Origin of the sequence: Danxiaibacter flavus, assembly GCF_041060425.1 — a bacterium.
Classification (GTDB): domain Bacteria; phylum Bacteroidota; class Bacteroidia; order Chitinophagales; family Chitinophagaceae; genus Danxiaibacter; species Danxiaibacter flavus.
On sequence record NZ_JAULBC010000007.1, the window covers coordinates 501,833 to 522,762 of the forward strand.

General features: G+C 39.9%; 23 protein-coding genes. All 23 read left to right on the forward strand.

Translation table 11 applies throughout. From position 1 onward, the window contains the following. Positions 1-1,179, forward strand: a 1,179-nt coding sequence (locus QTN47_RS21400; RefSeq protein ID WP_369331468.1) for a ligase-associated DNA damage response exonuclease, incomplete at its 5' end; no start/stop codon positions are given. Further along, positions 1,176-2,864 carry an ATP-dependent DNA ligase gene (locus tag QTN47_RS21405; protein WP_369331469.1) on the forward strand — a complete coding sequence of 563 codons (1,689 nt, stop codon included), beginning with the start codon at positions 1,176-1,178 and terminating at the stop codon, positions 2,862-2,864. The genes QTN47_RS21400 and QTN47_RS21405, both read left to right, overlap by 4 nt. A gap of 837 nt (positions 2,865-3,701) precedes the next feature. Beyond that, the gene (locus QTN47_RS21410; RefSeq protein WP_369331470.1) at positions 3,702-6,128 is read left to right on the forward strand and encodes a bifunctional YncE family protein/alkaline phosphatase family protein; all 2,427 of its coding nucleotides are present in this window, start codon (positions 3,702-3,704) and stop codon (positions 6,126-6,128) included. A gap of 577 nt (positions 6,129-6,705) precedes the next feature. After that, positions 6,706-7,206: a hypothetical protein gene (locus QTN47_RS21415; RefSeq protein WP_369331471.1), complete on the forward strand. Its 501-nt coding sequence runs from the start codon at positions 6,706-6,708 to the stop codon at positions 7,204-7,206. Positions 7,207-7,342: 136 nt separating this feature from the next. After that, positions 7,343-7,861, forward strand: coding sequence for a hypothetical protein (locus tag QTN47_RS21420; RefSeq protein ID WP_369331472.1), 519 nt, complete (start codon positions 7,343-7,345; stop codon positions 7,859-7,861). Positions 7,862-8,273: 412 nt separating this feature from the next. After that, positions 8,274-8,780: a toxin-antitoxin system YwqK family antitoxin gene (locus QTN47_RS21425; protein ID WP_369331473.1), complete on the forward strand. Its 507-nt coding sequence runs from the start codon at positions 8,274-8,276 to the stop codon at positions 8,778-8,780. Between the two features lie 156 nt (positions 8,781-8,936). Beyond that, positions 8,937-9,548 (forward strand): hypothetical protein, encoded by a 612-nt coding sequence (locus QTN47_RS21430; protein WP_369331474.1) that lies wholly within the window; start codon positions 8,937-8,939, stop codon positions 9,546-9,548. Positions 9,549-9,739: 191 nt separating this feature from the next. Next, positions 9,740-10,195, forward strand: coding sequence for a hypothetical protein (locus tag QTN47_RS21435; RefSeq protein ID WP_369331475.1), 456 nt, complete (start codon positions 9,740-9,742; stop codon positions 10,193-10,195). 51 nt (positions 10,196-10,246) lie between these two features. Next, positions 10,247-10,753 (forward strand): hypothetical protein, encoded by a 507-nt coding sequence (locus QTN47_RS21440; RefSeq protein WP_369331476.1) that lies wholly within the window; start codon positions 10,247-10,249, stop codon positions 10,751-10,753. A gap of 273 nt (positions 10,754-11,026) precedes the next feature. Continuing rightward, positions 11,027-12,214 carry a hypothetical protein gene (locus QTN47_RS21445; RefSeq protein WP_369331477.1) on the forward strand — a complete coding sequence of 396 codons (1,188 nt, stop codon included), beginning with the start codon at positions 11,027-11,029 and terminating at the stop codon, positions 12,212-12,214. Positions 12,215-12,463: 249 nt separating this feature from the next. After that, entirely contained in the window at positions 12,464-12,769 is a 306-nt protein-coding gene (locus QTN47_RS21450; protein WP_369331478.1) for a hypothetical protein, read from the forward strand. Between the two features lie 155 nt (positions 12,770-12,924). Beyond that, positions 12,925-13,404, forward strand: coding sequence for a DUF2975 domain-containing protein (locus QTN47_RS21455; RefSeq protein ID WP_369331479.1), 480 nt, complete (start codon positions 12,925-12,927; stop codon positions 13,402-13,404). A 3-nt stretch (positions 13,405-13,407) separates the two neighbouring features. After that, positions 13,408-13,635 (forward strand): helix-turn-helix domain-containing protein, encoded by a 228-nt coding sequence (locus QTN47_RS21460; protein ID WP_369331480.1) that lies wholly within the window; start codon positions 13,408-13,410, stop codon positions 13,633-13,635. Between the two features lie 45 nt (positions 13,636-13,680). After that, the gene (locus tag QTN47_RS21465; RefSeq protein ID WP_369331481.1) at positions 13,681-14,229 is read left to right on the forward strand and encodes a hypothetical protein; all 549 of its coding nucleotides are present in this window, start codon (positions 13,681-13,683) and stop codon (positions 14,227-14,229) included. A 180-nt stretch (positions 14,230-14,409) separates the two neighbouring features. Continuing rightward, positions 14,410-14,664: a type II toxin-antitoxin system ParD family antitoxin gene (locus tag QTN47_RS21470; protein ID WP_369331482.1), complete on the forward strand. Its 255-nt coding sequence runs from the start codon at positions 14,410-14,412 to the stop codon at positions 14,662-14,664. Positions 14,665-14,700: 36 nt separating this feature from the next. Then, a complete protein-coding gene (locus QTN47_RS21475; RefSeq protein ID WP_369331483.1) occupies positions 14,701-14,952 on the forward strand; it encodes a type II toxin-antitoxin system RelE/ParE family toxin in 252 nt (83 codons plus the stop codon). Between the two features lie 406 nt (positions 14,953-15,358). Next, positions 15,359-16,471: an acyltransferase family protein gene (locus QTN47_RS21480; RefSeq protein WP_369331484.1), complete on the forward strand. Its 1,113-nt coding sequence runs from the start codon at positions 15,359-15,361 to the stop codon at positions 16,469-16,471. Between the two features lie 151 nt (positions 16,472-16,622). After that, the gene (locus QTN47_RS21485) at positions 16,623-17,057 is read left to right on the forward strand and encodes an EthD family reductase (RefSeq protein ID WP_369331485.1); all 435 of its coding nucleotides are present in this window, start codon (positions 16,623-16,625) and stop codon (positions 17,055-17,057) included. Between the two features lie 293 nt (positions 17,058-17,350). Beyond that, entirely contained in the window at positions 17,351-17,983 is a 633-nt protein-coding gene (locus tag QTN47_RS21490) for a hypothetical protein (protein ID WP_369331486.1), read from the forward strand. A 257-nt stretch (positions 17,984-18,240) separates the two neighbouring features. Beyond that, a complete protein-coding gene (locus QTN47_RS21495; RefSeq protein WP_369331487.1) occupies positions 18,241-18,666 on the forward strand; it encodes a DUF1801 domain-containing protein in 426 nt (141 codons plus the stop codon). 257 nt (positions 18,667-18,923) lie between these two features. Further along, entirely contained in the window at positions 18,924-19,496 is a 573-nt protein-coding gene (locus QTN47_RS21500) for a dihydrofolate reductase family protein (RefSeq protein WP_369331488.1), read from the forward strand. Positions 19,497-19,630: 134 nt separating this feature from the next. Next, a complete protein-coding gene (locus QTN47_RS21505; protein ID WP_369331489.1) occupies positions 19,631-20,176 on the forward strand; it encodes a dihydrofolate reductase family protein in 546 nt (181 codons plus the stop codon). A 247-nt stretch (positions 20,177-20,423) separates the two neighbouring features. Further along, positions 20,424-20,621 carry a hypothetical protein gene (locus tag QTN47_RS21510; RefSeq protein WP_369331490.1) on the forward strand — a complete coding sequence of 66 codons (198 nt, stop codon included), beginning with the start codon at positions 20,424-20,426 and terminating at the stop codon, positions 20,619-20,621. Positions 20,622-20,930: the final 309 nt, after the last annotated feature.

The window sequence follows — 20,930 nt, forward strand, 5'->3', positions numbered from 1 at the left end:
GAAATAAGCTGTGAGCCATCAGCTATCAGCTTTTTCTTCACACCGGCGGTTTTTCTTTGCGCCGCCGCCCCTTTGCGCACTTTGCGTGAAACCCTCCGCGTGAAACCCTTTTGCGTGCCCTCTCGTTCGGCAAGCCTTTTGTATATTCACCATATGCCTTTGATAGAATTTACAGAGAAAGGGCTCTATTGCCGGCAGGGCGATTTTTACATCGATCCGTGGAAACCTGTAGACAAAGCAGTCATCACACATGCCCACAGCGATCACGCCAAATGGGGTCACAAATACTATCTCTGTCATACTTTCACGAAGCCGCTCCTGCAAGCCCGTTTAGGAGACAATAATTATCAATCAATCGAATGGCGCGAGACAATAACAATGAACGGCGTGCAAGTGACACTTTATCCTGCCGGACACATCATTGGCTCGTCCCAGGTAAAACTGGAATACAATGGTGAAGTATGGGTTTTCAGCGGCGATTACAAAACAGAGAACGATGGGATAAGCGGCGCTTTCGAACCCGTTAAATGCAATGTATTCATCACCGAATCAACATTTGGCCTTCCTATCTACCAGTGGCAACCCCAGGAAAGTATTTTTCAAAAGATCCGTGCATGGATCAGCAAGAACAAAGAGGAACAAAAGAACAGCGTATTGATTGCATATAGTCTTGGTAAGGCACAACGTCTATTGCAGGCTGTTGCTCCCTTTAACGAAACTGTTTACCTGCATGGGGCCGTTTACAATATGCACCAGGCGATACTCTCAACAGGTATTCAACTACCGCCGGTGATGCGGGTCAACACAGAATCAAATAAAAATGATTACAAAGCATCCATTATCATAGCGCCTCCGGGGGCTGATGGCTCAAGCTGGATGCGGCGCTTCCTCCCTTATGAAACAGGCATTTGCAGTGGATGGATGCAGGTTCGCGGAAATGTAAGGCGACGGAATGCAGATGCCGGATTTGTTTTAAGTGACCATGCTGACTGGGACGGACTATTGTCCGCCGTAAAGGCGACAGGCGCTGAAAGAGTTTATGTAACACATGGATTTCAATCTGCCTTTAGCAGGTACCTGAATGAAAACGGAATCTGGAGCGCTGAGGTCAAGACCGAATATGGGGATGAAGAAGAAGAAAAAATTATTGAAGAAACCAATACCGGTTCGGCAACATGAGTGACACTGAAATCATACCACAAACAACAGCAAATAGCCAGAAAGGTTTTAGCGCTTTTGCGGAACTGGTAAGCATTCTCGGCACAAGCACAAAGACCAATGACAAGCTGCGGGCACTGATCGATTATTTTACCCATGCCGACAGCAAAGACAAGGTATGGGTGATTGCTTTGTTCAGTGGCAGAAGACCAAAAAGAATTGTAAGTTCAACGCTACTGCAGGAATGGTGCGTGGAGATCACACATCTGCCCTACTGGCTGTTTGAAGAAAGTTACCATACAGTTGGTGATCTTGGAGAGACAATTGCGTTACTGTTGCCCGATACGGAATTGACGTCAACAGATGACCGGAGCCTCTCCTACTATCTAGAGCAGTTTATTACCTTAAATAAAAGTGATGAGAATGTCCGGAAGAAGTTTATAACAGATAGCTGGCTAACGATGAATAAAGACGAGCGTTTTGTATTCAACAAGCTGCTTACCGGAGGCTTCAGGATCGGTGTTTCTCAAAAGATGATCGTTAATGCCCTGGCAAAGACAGTAGAGCTGGATGCAGCTGTTATTGCGCATCGCATCAGCGGCAACTGGGATCCTGTTACTACTACTTTCAGCGATCTGTTAAGCGAACATGCAACGACTGCAGATTTCTCAAAGCCATATCCGTTCTTTCTTGCCTATGCCCTCGATGCCGAACCGGAAACACTTGGTTCACCGGAAGAGTGGCAGGCCGAATGGAAATGGGATGGCATACGCGGCCAGATCATAAAACGCAACAACGAATTGTTCGTCTGGAGCCGTGGCGAGGAGCTGATGACGGATAAGTTTCCTGAATACCAGTTGCTGAAAGAATTATTACCCGACGGACTGGTGATTGATGGTGAAATCATTCCATTCCAGGTAACAACATCGGCTGAAGGGACAACTGCTGTTAGCCCGCTTCCCTTTGCGTTGCTTCAAACAAGGATCGGAAGAAAGAATGTTACTAAAAAACAGTTATTGGAAGCGCCAATAGCTTTTTTTGCCTATGATTTGTTGGAATATAATTATGAAGACTGGCGCACCAAGCCGTTAGCCGAACGCCGGATAAAACTCGAAGAGATAATACATAAAGCCAGCCACGTTAACCTGCAATTGTCGCCTGTGATAACTTATGAATCTTGGCCCGGATTAATTGAAATACGACAACAGTCACGCGACAACTACGCTGAAGGGTTAATGTTGAAAAGGAAATCGTCTCCCTACCAGGTTGGCCGTAAAGTGGGCGACTGGTGGAAATGGAAGATTGATCCCTTCACAATTGATGCCGTTATGATATATGCGCAAAAGGGTCACGGCCGGAGAAGCAACCTGTATACAGACTACACATTCGCCGTAAAGGATGAAGAAAGACTGGTTCCGTTTACCAAAGCCTATTCCGGGTTAACTGACAAAGAATTTGCCCAGGTAGATGCTTTTGTAAAAAGAAATTCCCTGGAAAAGTTCGGCCCGGTAAGAACGGTAAAACCAGAACTTGTCTTTGAGATAGCATTTGAAGGAATTGCAGCCAGCAATCGGCACAAAAGCGGTGTGGCGCTGCGTTTTCCGCGCATTAACAGATGGCGGAAGGATAAAACACCCGATGAGATAAATACGTTACAGGATTTAAAACAAATGCTCAAAATGTACGGCACGAGTTCGTTGGAATAGCTATCAGCAATCAGCAATCAGCTATCAGCTATCAGCAGTCAGCTTTTTCGTCGCGCCCGGAGTTTTTCCTTTCGGCTGTGTTTTTGGTTAGAAGATGATTTTGCAAAAGAACACACTCCAAAGTTTTCCTTTGCGCCGCTGCTCCTTTGCGCCCTTTGCGTGAAATCAGCTGTCAGCTATCAGCAGTCAGCTTTTTCGTCGCGCCCGGAGTTTTTCCTTTCGGCTGTGTTTTTGGTTAGAAGATGATTTTGCAAAAGAACGCACTCCAAAGTTTTCCTTTGCGCCGCTGCTCCTTTGCGCCCTTTGCGTGAAATCAGCTGTCAGCTATCAGCAGTCAGCTTTCTCGTCGCGCCCGGAGTTTTTCCTTTCGGCTGTGTTTTTGGTTAGAAGATGATTTTGCAAAAGAACACACTCCAAAGTTTTCCTTTGCGCCGCTGCTCCTTTGCGTCCTTTGCGTGAAATCAGCTATCAGCGATCAGCTATTAGCTTTTCTTCGCACGAGATGTTTTTCCTTTCGCTGTCTTTAGTGATTTGAAGATGATTTTCAAAGAAGTGCGCACTCCAAAGTTTTCCTTTGCGCCGCTGCTCCTTTGCGCCCTTTGCGTGAAATCAGCTATCAGCTATCAGCTATTAGCTTTTCTTCGCGCGAGATGTTTTTCTTTGCGCGGCCGCTCCTTTGCATCCTCTGCGTGAAACCCTTCGCTTGAAACCATCCGCACGCAACCCCTTCGCTCCGGTCATTTTGACTTTTGGCTTTTAAATTTTGACTTTCCCCTCCTCACAAACATTTAATATGACCATATAACCCAAGGTTTTACCTTTAGCAAAAATCCATATATGCGACTCGGCTTTTTATTTGTTTGCCTGGCTACGGCTCTCGGCCTTAACGCACAGTCTTTAGAAACATTGGAACAAAACAGGGTTCAACTACCCAATGGTTGGCACCTTACTCCTGCCGGTAAGAATATAACTTTAGGAGACCTTCCGCTGAACATGGTTGTTTCAAGAGATAAAAAATACATAGCTGTAACCAACAACGGCCAAAGCACACAAATGATCCAGTTGGTAGACGTGCGCAAGGAAATGGTTGTGGATAGCATGATCATTCCAAAATCATGGTATGGTCTGTCATTCAGCGCTAACGGACAGAGCCTCTATGCATCAGGAGGTAATGATAACTGGATCCTGAGGTACAATGTATTAAACGGAAAATTATCTCTCGCAGATTCTATTATCCTTGGAAAAAAATGGCCGAACAAGATCTCACCGGCCGGCCTTGCCGTAGATGACGCCGCTAAAAAAATGTTCATAGTAACAAAGGAAGACAACAGTTTGTATGTAGTTGATCTTTCGACAAAAAAGACGATTCATAAACTGGCATTGGGTGCTGAAGCCTATACCTGCCTGTTAAGCAATGATAAAAAGACCTTATTCATCAGCCTGTGGGGCGGAGATAAAGTTCTGTATTTTAATACTGCAACAAATCAGCTTACTGATTCCATTGCTGTGGGAGATAATCCAAATGAACTGACACTTTCACGCAAAGGCACTTATCTGTATGTTGCCAATGCAAATGACAACTCAGTTTCTATAATAGATGTTGCTTCAAAACGGGTAATCGAAACTTTGAATGCAGCTTTATATCCCAACGCACCCAGCGGATCTACCAGTAACGGAGTAGCCTTATCGGAAGATGACCGCAAATTATATATTGCGAATGCCGATAACAACTGCCTGGCAGTTTTTGATGTAAGCACCCCGGGGAAAAGCAAATCCGAAGGTTTTATTCCTGTTGGATGGTATCCGACCAATGTGAAGGTGATTGGTCAAAAAATATATGTTACTAACGGTAAGGGCTTGACGTCGATGGCCAATCCGAAAGGTCCCAATCCTGTAGGAAAAAAACAGAGCGTAAGTTATCAGCAAAGTGATAACCAAAAACCCGAGGTAGTGCAATATATAGCGGGATTGTTCAAAGGCTCTTTAAGTATCATTGGCAGACCAAATGAAAAACAACTAAGCACATACTCCCAGCTTGTATATTCCAACACGCCATACACAAAAGAGAAAGAAATGACTGCCCAGGGCGAAGAAGGCAATCCGATTCCGATGCAGGCGGGCAAACCTTCTCCAATAAAACACGTGTTCTATATTATTAAAGAGAACAGAACATACGACCAGGTACTTGGTGATGTGGCAAAAGGCAATGGAGATACCAGCCTTGTATTGTTTGGTAAAGAGATAACACCTAACCAGCACAAACTGGTAGACGAGTTTGTTTTACTCGACAATTTTTATGTGGACGCAGAAGTAAGTGCCGACGGCCACAACTGGAGCATGGGCGGTTATGCCACGGACTTCCTGGAAAAGAACTGGCCAACAAGCTATGGAGGAAGAGGCGGCACCTATCCCGGCGAAGGCCAAAGGGAAATAGCCAACAACAAAGGCGGATTTATATGGGACCACTGCAAAAGGAACAATGTAAGTTTTAGGACTTACGGCGAATTTGCCGACGATGGTAAACCCAACATACCTGTACTGAAAGGGCATGTTGCGCCCTATATTGGCTGGGATCTTTCAGTAAGAGACACTGTACGTTTCAACCAGTGGGTAAAAGATTTTGATTCATTGGTTGCAGCCAATGCACTGCCTCAGCTAAGTACAATGCGTTTTGGCAATGACCATACAGAGGGCGCCAGGATAGGCAGACCAACACCCTTTGCACATGTGGCGGACAATGATCTTGCAGTGGGCCTGTTTATTGAACACCTGAGTAAAAGCCCTGTTTGGAAAGAAAGTGTTGTGTTTATTTTGGAGGACGATGCACAGAACGGCCCCGACCATGTTGACGCACACCGTAGTCCGGCCTACGTGGTTGGCCCTTACGTAAAACGGAACTTTGTGGACCACACCATGTATTCTACCACCGGCATTTTAAGAACGATGGAACTGATCCTCGGTATGCCTCCCATGACACAGTATGATGCTGCAGCAACACCACTTTGGCGTTGTTTTACGAATCAGCCGAACACAACTGCTTTTACACATCTGCCAGCAAATGTTGATTTAAATGATAAGAACCGGTCGCCCAACGCACTTTCACATGCAAGCGAAAAATTCGACTTCAGCAAAGAAGACAATATCCCCGATCTTGAATTTACCAGGGTTCTTTGGAAAACAGTAAAAGGTTTGAACGCACAGGTTCCCGGCCCAAGCAGATCGGCTTTTGTGAAAGTGGCTAAGGAAGAGGAAGATGATGATTAGGGGCTGGCAGTTATGGGTATCAGGTTTCAGGTGTCAGGTATCAGGTGTTTGAATTCATCCAGCTATTAGCTATTAGCTCAAATACTGTAAACCTATTCCTGTGATAAGAACAGGTTTACAGTATTGCTTGGACCACATTCGTATACTGTAGATATTACATCGCCTCTTACACCTTGCACCTTAAACCTTACTCCTGATACCTGACACCTGATACCTGATACCTTACACCTTACACCTTACATTTTAATCCAAAAAATCCGCTATTTATTTTTCCGGTATCAAAATTTTCTGCATTTTTATTTCTGTCAATTTTCAATCCTTGCCCGCTGCTGTATGTGAGTGAGATGGCGGAGCATTGGAAAGTCCAAAATCTCAAAAACTTTAGCTAGCAATACATAGTGGAATTTTTAAACCCTTTATTACCTCTACCGGTTTACTTTTCAAAATCTATGCAGGTTTCAAAGACTAACAATCCATAATATTTGGAGATACCAATGAATTTCTGGCTATCCAAATTTCAAATTCTTCAATAACCACAAACACACCAACGTCAAAAACAAAAAACAAAATCCCAAAAATGAAAACTTTAATTCTAGGACTCTTATTTGGATTATTATGCAAATTTTCCTTTGCTCAAAACTTACCTGCATTCGAAACAATAAAGCTGGATGTAAAAGAAGACTACGATTCATCGGCAAACAGTGCTGCTCTAAAAGCTTCGAACTATTTGCTTTCAACGCCATTTGACAATAAAAACATAGACAGATTAAAATCCACGCAATATCTAATCAAATGGATGACAGGGACGCCGGATTATCATTTTGTGTTGGACGAACAAGCTGTAAAATTCGCAAAAAAGGATGACGACCTTTTAGTCCTATACATGGCTGCGATGACAAAATATGTTTTAGAAAATAAAAAAGAGTCAACCGACCAAAATAAAATAAAATTAAATGCCACAAGATCAATAATAACGTATGCAAAAGACTCCAAAAACAATCTCAAAATAAATAGTGAATTAAAAAAGATGATTGAAGCTGACGAGCAAGGGAAATTAGAGAGTTATTTAAAAATATAATTCTCTGCGCAAAATAAAATAGTAAATATCTTATCTATGTGCTGTGGTTCGGGTTGACAGGAATGTAAATATCCGCACTTCACCAAGCCTTGAACGTTGCAGGCGATACTAATTTATCAGTTCACTTAGATTAATCATGACAAATAAGAAGTTTTTTGGGCTTATGGGAAATGCTTCGAACTTTCTCAAAAGCCTTACTCTACTTGACTCATCCAATCATGGGTGGACAGAAAAATATTTAGACTTTAACACAGGACAACATTGGTTAAAATATATGATTGACAGGGACAGTGGACGATATTTTAATTTAATGCTACTCACACCAAAGCCAACAACGGAAGAAATGATTGACATCGCTTTCACATCTTCAGACAATGACGAAGTTGAAGGTGCGGTCCATAGGCTTTTTATAGAAGAAGAAGATGAAAAAATAGAATTTAGACCTGCACTTATTGAACGTTTAAAAAAAATTGACATTTCACAACTTGACGCCGCAGAAAAGAAGAATATTAAAACTATTATTCTAAACGGCCACCTTACTGACAGAACAAACAAAAGAGAAGTTATCGGAAAACATTTTTCAGAAATTCAAAAAGACGTGCAGTTCTTTAACGATACCGCTGAGATAGCTGAACAAATTTTAAAACAACTTTAGTGAGACATTGAAGCACATGCCTACAACATTAGGTTAGCTAGTATTTTATATGGACACAGGAAAAGTATTTAAAACTAAGACTTTGGAGAGATAAAGCTTGCATTAAACAATTATGACAGTATGAGGTTTGATAAATTTCGACCTTTTTTAACTTGCAATCCTGTTTTTCCCAAAAAAAGTTTAGTTGGAAAGTCAATTTTGTTTAGGTTAAATATACACAGACTTGGATTGGCTTATTCGGATATTAACTTTATTCGCCCTTTACGACCGACACAAATTAAGATAGTTAATAGAAAACTAATTTTTCTTGACTATGAGAAACCGTTTATTATGGACAAGGAACTTACAGATTAAACAAAGCATACGCACAATGCATTGCATTCTGTGCCATGCTGTTTAACACCTATTTATAATGCAAGCACTTAAAAGAAGAATTAATCCAATTACGATTATTACTGCGTGGACAGTCCTAATGATTATGTTGACGCCAGTCTTCATGTACATCTCTAATATTGGTGCATCCGGGGGTGAACAAAAGCCACTTGTAACATTGGCGACAATGATTGAAGTGACAGTGTATGGAGCAGCTATATTTTCATTATTGACACCTTTTGTTTTTAAACTGTGGTTTAAAAAGAATTGGTATTTTGTTTTTGTAATTCTATTTATTCTAATTCCCGTTGCAATAGATGTCTGGGACAGATACTTCAAAACGTATTACAATACTTCAGAGACGAATACCGCTGTTAATGGTGCCGAAATAAAAACAACAATCGAGTATTATGACGAATTCAAAACTGTAAGAAGTATTAGCATCTGGAAGAACAATAAAAGAGATAGCGTTTGGAAGATCTTTTCAAAGAATTGGCAGATTAAGAAACAACAAATTTATCGCAATGATACATTGATTAGTGAGTAATATACATCACACAATATTGCATTGGCGAATATGGCGGCGGCCGGAAAGGGCATCGTTTGTAAATCATGCTTTAGCTGTAGTTTGGGCAGGACAGAATATAAAATTTCGCCACATCACCAAGCCTCAAACATTTGCTGCTACTATAATTACTCTAAAATGAAACAGTTTTTTGTAATTATTACTATTTTATTTTCGAATAAAACTTTCGGACAAACCGAAGAGATTTATCGCTTAACCTTTGGCGACAAGAGCAACTTCACATTGACAACTCTTCTTAACCATAAGTTACCCAAAACCTTATTTATAATTGACACAACTGAAACCTGGGACTCAAACAGATTTTGGTTGCCTGATTTTGACAACAGAAACAAGGAGCAAGTAATCAAGCGTATTCAGAATGACGAGCATCATCCGTACTTCCATCGTTATCTATTTTCGGATACAGTTTTAAATAAGCTATTTTCGGATAAGGAAAAACAAAAACTATTTAAGAGATCAAAAGCACTTAAATCCAAACCCGTTAATTTAAACGCTTCAAACTACAAGACAATATCATCCTCAAAAAATACAAAAGGATTTTATTTCGTGACAAGCGAACCTATTATTTCTGACGACAAAAAATTTGCTTTCATTGACCTGACAGTATTTTGTAAGGAAACTTATAAGCAGCCGTTAAATGAAACATATTTTGGAACAATCAGTATTGTTTTTCAAAAGCAAGGAAATAGCTGGAAACGAATTGCGAAAAAGGATTGGCTTATTCTCTGACAAATAACAGCAGCCAGCAGGGATTGGTTGCAAGTGCGGCCGGACGCTGGCAGCATCAGCGACAATTCGCTATACCAACTTTAATCCACGCAGACGGAATGCTAATGCCACACCTCAGCAAGCCCTATTCGTTAGAGGTGTGGCTTAAGATTAATTTAAGTAGATTTTTTTGTAGAATATAAATTGATACTATGAAATTATTTCGATGTCTGTGTATGATGATTGGTTTTTCATTAATGAACTCTTGCATAGAATATCGTATTATTGATAAAGGATATTTAACTAATGATACAAAATACCTCTTTACCAAATTCGAATTTATTGGACGACATCGAACTGTATATACAGGTGCTATCAAGAGACAAGAAAAAATACAAGAAGAGATTATCTACTATACAGACAAGTCACTGCCCCCAATTAAAATTTTATTCAGTTATGATGATAGAAAGAAGATTAATAAAAAAGAGTTCTTTGTTTCTGTAATTGATGCTCAACCAGAGTTTATGTTGACGGAAGAGGAAAGACAACTATTAAAAATAATGAACGAAAAGAAATTAGATGGAGATTATGAAAAATATCACTTGATTAGTGGATTTCGAAAATCTACAAACAATGATAATATTCCTGATGACTTGAAAAAAATATAATTCACAATAATGGCGTCACTCTTAAAGTGACAATTAACCAAGACTAACTTTATGAAAAACTCAAATCCCAAAGACGAAATATCTTTCGAGAATGCGCATCCGAACGCGCAGAAGCTAATGCAAGACGATTTCTTTTATAGTCCAATAGAAGAAACGGCTCCCTTTGGCAGTGATGATGGTTGGGAGACCTTCTATGCTTTCAGGGACTGGCTTCAGGTTAACAACAAACGGAATAAGGTTGATTTTATCAATGAGCAGATCGAATATTGGGGCTACCCGACCTTCAATCTTCAAAGCATTGACATTGTTGAATTAGAAGGATACCTTAAAAACAGTGAGTTAGGGAGTCGTTTCATGTCAGGCATTGACCAAGCTATTGTAGCAACTGCTTTCGGGCAGCTTTATTTACAAGGATTTATGGACTTAAATCTACGCTCACTTGCCATTACAGCTGTGAGAAGACAGTTATTACCCGATATTTTAAGCCTGTGGGAAGAACATAAGGATAAACGGGAGACAAAGCTAAACAAGTTATTGGCTGTGCTAAGCCCAAGCTGATTAAGACGTATAACAGGATTTTGAAACAATGCATGCTAAGTGCGACCTTTAGGCTATAAGCTAATACTAATCACCAGGACAAGGCTAAGCTACTGAGCTCCGAATGCCTGCACTAACAGCAACACTTTCCAGTTGTAGACAATAATAACGCAAACCCATTAAAACACAACCGGGCAAACAACAAAGGCTAAAGTTGCCATTCGATGTAAAAATGTTCTTACAAACTTATTTTTACTCTAAACACTGTATATTTAACGCCAAATCTAATATCTTATGAGATCTGCATTTTTTACAACTGCATTTAAAGCACTAATGCTAGGCAGTGTACTGGTTATCGGTGGTTGTTCCAAAGAGGACGAAGTAAAAGACAACGACCCGATCAGTAGCCATTTCGGAGAATTTGTTGAAATTCCTGATTTTAATCAAAGCGCAAATATTTCTTCACAACTACTTGCTACCGACAATGGACTATATATGACGGTTGGCAATAACAATGATGGTGACGATTGGATTTATCGGTACAATTTGGATCAGAACGACATTTTAAAGGGCACCTGGCAAAAAGTTCAGTACAATCCCACTCCTGACAATGATTATCTTGATAATAAAACGCCGCTACATTTCAAATCTGAATTGGTAAGCGAACACGAAATCTTCATCACTCCCACTTTTTACGCCTTTGAAACACCTGTTTTCAAAACTGTAAACATGGCAAGTGGCAATATCGTTAGCCAGGTGAATGCTCCTACTCACGATTTCGACCCCGCTGACATGCACAGTTATGGAACAATATTAAAAGATGATTTCGGACAGGATTGGGCAGTTTTTAGAGGAGGAACAGTTAGTAATAACAATTTACATGTTGTAAAACTCAGGTATGGAAATCTTCCGTTTAATAAGGTATGTTCCATTACAGCTGAAGGCGAATTGCTTTATTCAACATCCGCATCATCATCGAATCTGTATGCGCTCTCCTACCAGGAAAAGAAACTTTATATCATAAAAACCAATGGACAGGTAATCACAAAAGATTTAAGTCCTTATTATAATAGTAGTTTGTCGATCTACGATTTTAAAAATAAATTCAGGTTTTCTAATACCGGGGTATATTTTCAATTTCAAAATAAAGTTTTAAAATTGGTTAATGATGAAAACCTTACTTTATTTTATACGATTCAATATGTAGGTGGTGGCGAACAATTGGGCGATTTTTGCGTAGACAATGATTATCTTTTTGCTACAGACGGAACAAGAAAGGAATTAGCGGGTTCCTACAAAGAAGTTAATATAATTCCGCAACAACCAAATACATCAAATCAGGAAATTCTGCTTGACTATGTTGAAAAAACAAACTTTTTCAAAACAGGATATCTTGAAACATCAACTGATCCCGACGATAACTACATTTACATCCTGGGAGTAAACGGTAAAATACTCGTAATATCTAAACATTATATTTAATCATAACAACAGACTGACAAAAGCTGACAGGCTAACGATCAACTTTCGTTATGCTTGTCAGCTTTTGTTTTCAGCCTGACGATATAAGTTTGGCGGCATCACTAACATGCACGTTTAATTATAAATTTAGCAGCCGTTCATGCTGACAGGAAAATGGTATTATCAGTTCTTCGCTAAAATGAAACAACTTCGGCCTTTAATCATCATTGCCTTTATTGAGGATTTTATTTATGGGAAAGCAAAGCTGCAATGGAAGAGTTTATGAACTCTGACCTGTTAAAAGATGTGGTAAGCAGACCCTTTGTAAAAAATGTATCCTCAGCAGACTACGAAGTAAACGAAAAAGGCTTCTTTAATAACTCGCGGGCTAAAATAAAAGTAGTTTTTTACAAAATTGCGGATGCACTTCTACAAGGTATTCAAATGGGGCGGATTGAAGTAGATCAAACATTTGTGCTTCTATCAGCTATGAAGTATTGTGCTGACGGATTTCTAATGCCACGCTTCAGCAATACCCACAGCGTTAACGGTCGTTATACCGGACGAGTCAATTAATCCTGAGAATCTAACAATTCAAATTCTGCTTGTAAACAGGTTTTACAAGATAGAGACCTTTAGTTCTGAATTTTTTAAAAAAACACTAAATATTTATTGTTTATCAATAAATATTTATTACATTTATAGTGTTTTTAAAAATTCACAAACTCATTATGAAAAGAAGTTCAACAATATTTCTTCAGGCCGTCGTCGTGCTTATTGGCATTATAGCACTTGTCATTATGATTCGGCTTCCCCTGACCGAGGGAAGAGCCAAAAATCTTGACCTGGTCGGCATTTACGCTGACCCATTCATTTTGTACGGATACGCAGCGTCAGTCGCTTTTTTTGTTGCGCTGTACAAGGCGTTCAGATTACTTGGCTACATCGGGCAAAATAAAGTGTTCTCAGCCAGCTCTGTTAACGCCTTAAAAAGCATAAAGTATTGTGCCATCGTACTAAGTATTTTAATTGTACTGGCAGGAGTTTATATAAGGATCTTTCATAGTAAAGAAGACGACCCTGCGGGTTTTCTTGCCATTTGCATCCTCACGACTTTTGTTTCTATCGTAGTTGCGACCGCTGCGGCAATATTTGAAAAGATCCTGCAAAACGCCGTGAATATTAAATCTGAAAATGACCTGACAATTTAAGCTATGGCAATTATTGTAAACTTAGACGTGATGATGGCAAAGCGAAAAATCTCTCTTAATGAACTTTCTGAAAGAGTTGATCTGACATTATCTAACCTTTCTATCTTAAAGACCGGGAAGGCAAAAGCAATCCGTTTCAGCACTTTAGAAGCTATCTGTAAAGCATTGGACTGCCAGCCGGGTGACATCCTGGAATATGTAAGTGACAAAAAAGGAACTACGAACCGCTGACAAGACATTGTCGCAATGCAAATGACTTCAGAACAAATAGACTATATGACACAAAGCGGAATGCTTTTCCTTGACAAAAAGCGAAGAAAAAGCCATTTCGACGCAGCCAATACCATAAAGCTGACAGCTCTTATTCCTGCTGTTTTATTTCTTGTTTTTATTCTCAAAGGCGGCATAACCCGGCTGGGCACATTGGTAATTGTATGTACAGTTATGACACTATCTTTTTTGTTAGCGAGCTATCTTATATATTGGCGCCAACAAACTAAACTAAAACTTATTTCTTTTGATACAAGCATGTCGCAGAGTGACAACTATGCGTTTGTAAAGAAGACACTCTACGCATTGCAGTGGACAATGGCTCAAGACACTTCCAACTTCATTGAAGCCTACAATCCTCATCGAGATATAAGAACTTGGGGAAACGAAATGGTTTCAGTTGTGATATTGGACAGTCAGATTTTACTTAACAGCATTTGCAATTTGGACGCCATGAATCAAATTATGTTCACATTCGGAAAGAATAGGCAAAACGTAAACAAGTTTATAGAAACGTTTGGGCTCATTACTCAGAACACAGGTTTTCGCCGCTGAAAAGCGAAAAAATTAAATAGCAACAATTTCCGACAACGAAACTTCAAGGGCCTTCGCAATCTCGAACAAGGATAATATAGTCGGATTGACTTTTAGATTTTCATTATGACAATGGAAAAAGAAAGTCGAATACCACCACATCTCCAATGCTTCAACGTACCTTAGAAAAATTATGTAGTAATGGCAAAAAGTACTTCAGTTTTATTAGGAGATCACTTTGACAAATTCATTAACGCTCAAATACAAAGCGGACGCTTCTCATCTGCCAGCGAGGTTATGAGGGCTGCTTTGCGACTTTTGGAGCAGGAAGAAAATCAAAAGAACGAACTCATAAAAGAACTCAGGAAAGGAGAAAAATCCGGGTTTGTAGAGAAATTTGACCGTAAAAAATTCGGCAAAAATATGCACGGCAAATATTTGACCAATGAGTTATAAAATTACGGTCAAAGCATCGGAGGACATTGAAAATATTTGGCTTACACTTTTGAGAATTGGTCAGTAGAGCAGGCTGACAGATACATTAATTTAATTCTTGACGAAATTGAATATTTAGCCGACAATCCTGCATCGGGAAAGGATTTCAGTCACATCCGGAAAAACTATCGTTGTTCCCAGGTAAAGTCGCATCTAATTTTTTACCGAATCGTTGACAAGCAGAATGACATTGAAGTGATACGAGTTTTACATCAAAGAATGGACATTGAGAATCGTTTAAATGAGTAAAATCTGGCAGCATACAACATCGGTTTGCCTGATGATATATATCATCAATAAATTACTTTTGCAATCTAATGCCGTTTAGTTAAGCAGGCATCGTCAACTTTGGGAGATGTCTCCTATCGTCGACATGACGATCCGGCCTTATCAGAAAAAGTAATCACAACAGCACTGGTAACAAGTACATGATAATGTTCAAGTCTTGAACCGCATCGTCACCTCGACGACAGGAGAGGTCTCCCGAATATTGATCTGATCGTGTACTTTATGCGTGTTAAATACTACAAACTGTTAACTAAACGGCATCACATTTGCAATCCAAAATTTTAATTACGTAGAGACATAATCCTTTCAACGCTAAGTACGAAGAGGATTTAAAAGTAGTAAGTGCCTGATTTAATGAACTATAGCAATGGACAATAACAAACTTGGCACAAAGCCGCATTATCAAATTTTAGATGGACTTCGGGGTGTTGCAGCTATTATCGTGGTATTCTTTCACCTTGCTGAGCCGCTTTCCAGCAGCCACCTCAACAATGTTGTAAACCATGGTTACCTGGCAGTTGATTTTTTCTTTCTCCTCTCCGGCTTTGTAATTGGCTATGCGTATGATGACAGATGGAACAAATTAACCTTCAGTACTTTTCTTCGCCGCCGGTTCGAGCGATTGCAACCACTTGTTGTATTGGGCATGACGCTCGGCGCTGTAGGTTTTTACTTTACCGATTCAACTATATGGCCGCACATTCATTCAGTTCCTGTATGGAAGCTGATCGTAGTTATGCTGATAGGTTATACGCTTATTCCCATCCCGCTTTCTATGGATATACGTGGCTGGGAAGAAATGCATCCGCTCAACAGTGTTGGCTGGTCATTATTTTTCGAGTATATCGCCAATATTCTTTACGCGCTCGGGCTAAGGAAACTGTCTAACAAAGCTTTGGCTTGTTTTGTAGTACTGGCAGGTGCAGTGCTTTTGCATTTTGCCGTTACTAACCCTAACGGAGACGTTACTGGCGGCTGGACGCTTAATGCCGAACATATGCGCGTTGGAATAACGCGTACAATATTTCCATTTTTTGCCGGTCTGCTTTTATCGCGGGTGGCCCGGCCGGTCTACATCAAAAATGCGTTCTTATGGTGTAGCGTGCTGCTTGCGGCTGTTTTGTTGATGCCAAGAATAGGCGGTGCAGAACATCTCTGGTTGAATGGTTTGTACGAAGCTCTTTGCATCATTATTGTCTTTCCCGTAATTGTATATATTGGTGCCAGTGGTGTGATGCATAGTCAAAGGGAAGATAAAATTTGTACGTTCCTCGGCAGGCTCTCCTACCCCCTATACATGACGCATTATGTGCTTGTCTATTTTTATGTGGCATGGCTAAGTAATCACGGTGGCATTACATTATGGCAGGCCTGGCCATATGCACTACTCACATTTTCAGGAACTATCGTGTTGGCTTATGCAAGTTTAAAGCTGTACGATGAGCCGGCAAGAGCATGGTTGCGAAAAAAGCTGAAGTAACGAATAGGGTAAGAATATTATTTACTTTTTCCGGTCGCGTTCACCTCTGTCTTTGAGGATATTAGCATAGCTGTGAGTTAAATGGATTCGGAGAATCATTATATTTCTACTAACTTACTGGTGAATCAAACCATATTTAAACCCAATTTTTATGGCAACCAAAATAAATTTCTTTCTGCTCACCTTCGCCCTTACCGCTTTGATAAGTTGCAAAACCAGCCAACAGAAACAGTCATCTACATCCGAAATTGGAATGTTTAAAGTGGAAATACTTTATCCGGGCGGGGAAGATAAAACCTTTGACATGGACTATTATGAAAAAAAACACATGCCAATGGTAGCCGGATTTTTAGGCAAAAATTTAAAATTTTATGAAATTGATAAGGGCATAGCTGGCAGAGCACCAAATGACAAAGCACCATTTGTGGCTGTAGGTTATTTCTACATTACCGATGTTGCTGAATATAATAAAGCAATAGCCCAAAACAGGGACGCAGTAATCAGCGACATTAAAAATTATACGAACATTCAGCCTGTTATACAAATTAGCGAAATTAAACAGGTCGAACACCCTGCCGCAAAGTAAAAAATCAATTTGCATGAAAATAAACTGCCACCACATGAGGTTTTCTGCTATGGTGGCTGAATAATATGCACGCGTCATCCATTAACTTGTCGGTGCAATCCAGACCAGGTTCATCGACAGAATACAATATCCACGGCATCAGCTTTACTCAGTAACGGATCAGGCTAATCACCAAATACGCGCACAGCAGAAAGCCCTGACCGCTAGCAGAAACCTCTTACAATTATTAGCACATGAATCATCTATTATCAAATTACCGCATCTGCCTATTCTTACTAGTCTTCACATATAAGATGAACGTATTACAGGCCCAGGTGCCTGTACATGAAGAACCAAGGCACCACCTGGTTTTTCAAAATACAGAAATACGAATGCTGAATGTCCTCATACCTCCGGGTGACACATCTCAATACCATATTCACAAAACGCCATCTGTATTTATCTTTTTTACAAGTACCAACACCGGCTCGCAATTGCAAGGAAAGACAGCTACTTCCGGTAAATCTGCCGCGGGCCGGATCCTGTTTGAAAATCTCGCGTCACCTAATATCCGTGTTCACCGTGTCTGGAATGCTGACAAAGACACCTTTCATGTTATGGACGTAGAGGTATTGTCTAAAGACACTGGCTTTCTTCAGCAACCTTTGTCTTTGCCTGACTTGAAATTAGAGATTGATACAGCATGGATAAGGGCATACCGGCTTTCAATGTCAACGGGAAAGGAATTCATACTTAAGAATAAAGCTCAATCTTTCATTTTAGTGTCTCTTAATAACGCTGAAATGCAAACTGAACAAAATGGAAGATTTGAGAGACAAACTGCACAACCAGGAACCTTTTTTGAAATTAAAAGAAGACACTCATTTTCAATTAAAAACACTACGAATGATACGGTTGAGTTCTTTTTGCTTGAATTACCGGAATAATAATTCTGTGACGGAATGTTGGTACCGACGAAACCGCAAATTCGCAAAGCTTTTGCACCCGTAATTGCACTTTATTATGAAAAATCGCAAACAAATTAATGGTTAATAAAATGCCTGCAGATCACGAAAAGTTTACTGCAATGCTGGCGAACCAGGTAACCAGCGGCACTCGTGTTGCATTTCTCACCAGGCAATAGTAATTTGGACATAAACGCTGGCAAGCTTACCTGGCTAAGAAACCAGTAAATTGTATTCTCATGAGCATACAGGAACAAATCAAAACGTATATTACCAGTCAACCAGAGTCGAAACGCGCAGACATGCAAGCGCTGCACCGTATAATTCTGGAGATAAAGCCAGCATGCAATTTATGGTTCCTGGATGGCAAAAACAGCGAAAACAAAACTGTGTCCAATCCTAATATTGGATATGGACTTCATACTATAAAATATGCTGATGGAAAAACCAAAGAGTTTTATCAAATTGGTATCAGTGCAAACACAACCGGAATTTCTGTCTACATACTTGGTATCGAGGACAAGAAATACCTGGCCGAGACATATGGAAAAAAACTTGGCAAGGCAAGCGTGAGCGGATATTGCATTAAGTTCAAAACGCTGAAAGATATAAACATTGATATACTTGAAGCGGCAATACGATATGGGTTCGAGGCTTCACACTGAGAGTAGTGCTACAGCCAGCATGGGATTTTCTGTTATGCTGCCGGCTGATATATCCCGGTCGTCCGTTCATTTATCACTGCAGCCCGGCTTAGCGGATAAACTCAAATGACAGAATATAACATCAACTGTATTAAGTTTATTCTGCGACAGTTCAGGCTTGCGAATCGCGCAGTCTCAGCACAACTGAAAACCCTGCCAGCTAGTGGTCATTGAAAAACACAGTAACAAACCTTGACAACAATAAAAAATAGAACCATATGAGAAAAGTAATTTCATTTATGCACATATCGCTTGACGGATTTGTAGCAGGCCCGAACAAAGAAATGAACTGGATTAAAGTTGATGAAGAAATTTTTGATCATGTTGGTAAGCGGATAAGCGAAGGCGACACTGCATTATACGGACGAGTAACTTATGAGATGATGGAAAATTACTGGCCTACTGCAGGAGACAAGCCAACAGCAAGCAAGCATGATATTGAACATTCAAAGTGGTATAAAAAAGTACACAAAGTCGTCTTATCAAAAACAATGAAAGACACGGGTTTAACCAACACAACAATTATTAGCGACAACCTTGCGGACAGAATAAATGAGATAAAACAACAGCCTGGAAAAGAAATCCTGGTTTTTGGCAGTCCGGCTGCGACCCATTCACTTATTCAGCAGAACTTAATTGACGGCTACTGGCTATTTGTTAATCCAATTATCCTTGGGCAAGGCATTCCATTGTTTGTAGACATCAAAGACAAAATAAAACTACAGCTATTGACAACCCGGCAATTTGCCGGCGGGGTAACTGAACTGAATTATATAGTAGACAGGCAATAACAACGAACCGCTAACAAAGTATTGACAAAAACCTGACACCCGGATTGGACAAGCAATGAAGCGTCTGGCTTTGCCAATGCCCCGCCTTTATGGCCGCTTAAAAAACGATAACAAATGACTAAAAATGAAGCAAAATGAGAAAACTCATAATGTGGAACGTAATAACCCTTGACGGATACTTTGAAGGAAACCAAAATTGGGATCTATCCTTTCTTAATATTGTTTGGGGACAAGAACTTGAAAAATTAAGTATTGAGCAATTAAATGCCGCGGACTACCTCGTATTCGGACGTGTGACTTATGAAGGTATGGCCGAATATTGGACTAAGGAAGAAGGCGAAATTGCTGATTTGATGAATGCAATACCAAAGCTTGTTTTCTCTAAGACATTGAAATCTGCCGAATGGAACAACACGACACTGATCAGCCAAAATGCTTCTGCTGAAATTAAAAAATTGAAAGAACAAGGTGGAAGGGATATGTATGTTTTTGGCAGCGCAAATCTTTCAGAGACTTTTGTAAACGACGATCTTTTTGACGAATACCGCATTGGTATTGCTCCGGTTATCTTAGGTAGCGGACGACCACTATTCAGACAAGGCATTGCTTCTAAAAAATTATCTCTCGTTTCAACACAACCACTTATGACAGGCGGAGTGGTTTTAAGTTATTCAAGATAGTATATATCAAGCTGGCAATTTGTAAAAGTAATGCCCAAATAGTCGGCACATCAAGTATAAAATGAACGAACGAACAACAGAGATTCTAAGGCGATTTAGGGACTCGTGGACGGTAACTGAGAATTTTTATAATAACCTTATTGACAACTATACTGGGTTTGAGCGACTCAAACCTGTTAGACATTTCATTAAGACTTTAAAGCAAAATGGTGAGGACAAGTTTTTCCGCCTTGGAACATCCATTCATATGCTAGTTATATCTCGCTCTGTCAACCACACACTTCGCGCTGATCAAAAGTATATTAAGATTGACGCTTATGAAAGTAAGTTTGAGGTAACATTTCGTGATGGTGACAAAGTTTACAGAAAATACATTGTGAATAATCTAGACGACATTTTAGTGACCAGGTTGTTGCGAACACTTAAAGACACCCTGGTGGACTAAATATTTGCTGACTCAACGCAGCATCAACTTTTGCCTGGCGATTCATTAATTGTATGCTGAAAGCCATAAATTTTGCGGCATCAAAACAACAATGCCCTTTTAATTATAATTGAACAGCGATCAAAGTCGGACGAATTTCAAATTCCAGTTCTTACCCAATCCTGGAACTTTAACTACCATTTATCACACCTTTCAAACAACCTTTAACTAATGACAGAGGACATCCAACTTTATGAAACATTCTTTCAAAAAAACAAATCGTATTACCTAGACAAATGGACAAATTTCAATGCAGTATTTAACACGCAT

Bases quoted from the DNA above. Each gene is read 5' to 3' on its own strand.
- QTN47_RS21405 (WP_369331469.1), top strand. From the start codon at position 1,176: ATGAGTGACACTGAAATCATACCACAAACAACAGCAAATAGCCAGAAA.
- QTN47_RS21410 (WP_369331470.1), top strand. From the start codon at position 3,702: ATGCGACTCGGCTTTTTATTTGTTTGCCTGGCTACGGCTCTCGGCCTT.
- QTN47_RS21415 (WP_369331471.1), top strand. From the start codon at position 6,706: ATGAAAACTTTAATTCTAGGACTCTTATTTGGATTATTATGCAAATTT.
- QTN47_RS21420 (WP_369331472.1), top strand. From the start codon at position 7,343: ATGACAAATAAGAAGTTTTTTGGGCTTATGGGAAATGCTTCGAACTTT.
- QTN47_RS21425 (WP_369331473.1), top strand. From the start codon at position 8,274: ATGCAAGCACTTAAAAGAAGAATTAATCCAATTACGATTATTACTGCG.
- QTN47_RS21430 (WP_369331474.1), top strand. From the start codon at position 8,937: ATGAAACAGTTTTTTGTAATTATTACTATTTTATTTTCGAATAAAACT.
- QTN47_RS21435 (WP_369331475.1), top strand. From the start codon at position 9,740: ATGAAATTATTTCGATGTCTGTGTATGATGATTGGTTTTTCATTAATG.
- QTN47_RS21440 (WP_369331476.1), top strand. From the start codon at position 10,247: ATGAAAAACTCAAATCCCAAAGACGAAATATCTTTCGAGAATGCGCAT.
- QTN47_RS21445 (WP_369331477.1), top strand. From the start codon at position 11,027: ATGAGATCTGCATTTTTTACAACTGCATTTAAAGCACTAATGCTAGGC.
- QTN47_RS21450 (WP_369331478.1), top strand. From the start codon at position 12,464: ATGGAAGAGTTTATGAACTCTGACCTGTTAAAAGATGTGGTAAGCAGA.
- QTN47_RS21455 (WP_369331479.1), top strand. From the start codon at position 12,925: ATGAAAAGAAGTTCAACAATATTTCTTCAGGCCGTCGTCGTGCTTATT.
- QTN47_RS21460 (WP_369331480.1), top strand. From the start codon at position 13,408: ATGGCAATTATTGTAAACTTAGACGTGATGATGGCAAAGCGAAAAATC.
- QTN47_RS21465 (WP_369331481.1), top strand. From the start codon at position 13,681: ATGACACAAAGCGGAATGCTTTTCCTTGACAAAAAGCGAAGAAAAAGC.
- QTN47_RS21470 (WP_369331482.1), top strand. From the start codon at position 14,410: ATGGCAAAAAGTACTTCAGTTTTATTAGGAGATCACTTTGACAAATTC.
- QTN47_RS21480 (WP_369331484.1), top strand. From the start codon at position 15,359: ATGGACAATAACAAACTTGGCACAAAGCCGCATTATCAAATTTTAGAT.
- QTN47_RS21485 (WP_369331485.1), top strand. From the start codon at position 16,623: ATGGCAACCAAAATAAATTTCTTTCTGCTCACCTTCGCCCTTACCGCT.
- QTN47_RS21490 (WP_369331486.1), top strand. From the start codon at position 17,351: ATGAACGTATTACAGGCCCAGGTGCCTGTACATGAAGAACCAAGGCAC.
- QTN47_RS21495 (WP_369331487.1), top strand. From the start codon at position 18,241: ATGAGCATACAGGAACAAATCAAAACGTATATTACCAGTCAACCAGAG.
- QTN47_RS21500 (WP_369331488.1), top strand. From the start codon at position 18,924: ATGAGAAAAGTAATTTCATTTATGCACATATCGCTTGACGGATTTGTA.
- QTN47_RS21505 (WP_369331489.1), top strand. From the start codon at position 19,631: ATGAGAAAACTCATAATGTGGAACGTAATAACCCTTGACGGATACTTT.
- QTN47_RS21510 (WP_369331490.1), top strand. From the start codon at position 20,424: ATGCTAGTTATATCTCGCTCTGTCAACCACACACTTCGCGCTGATCAA.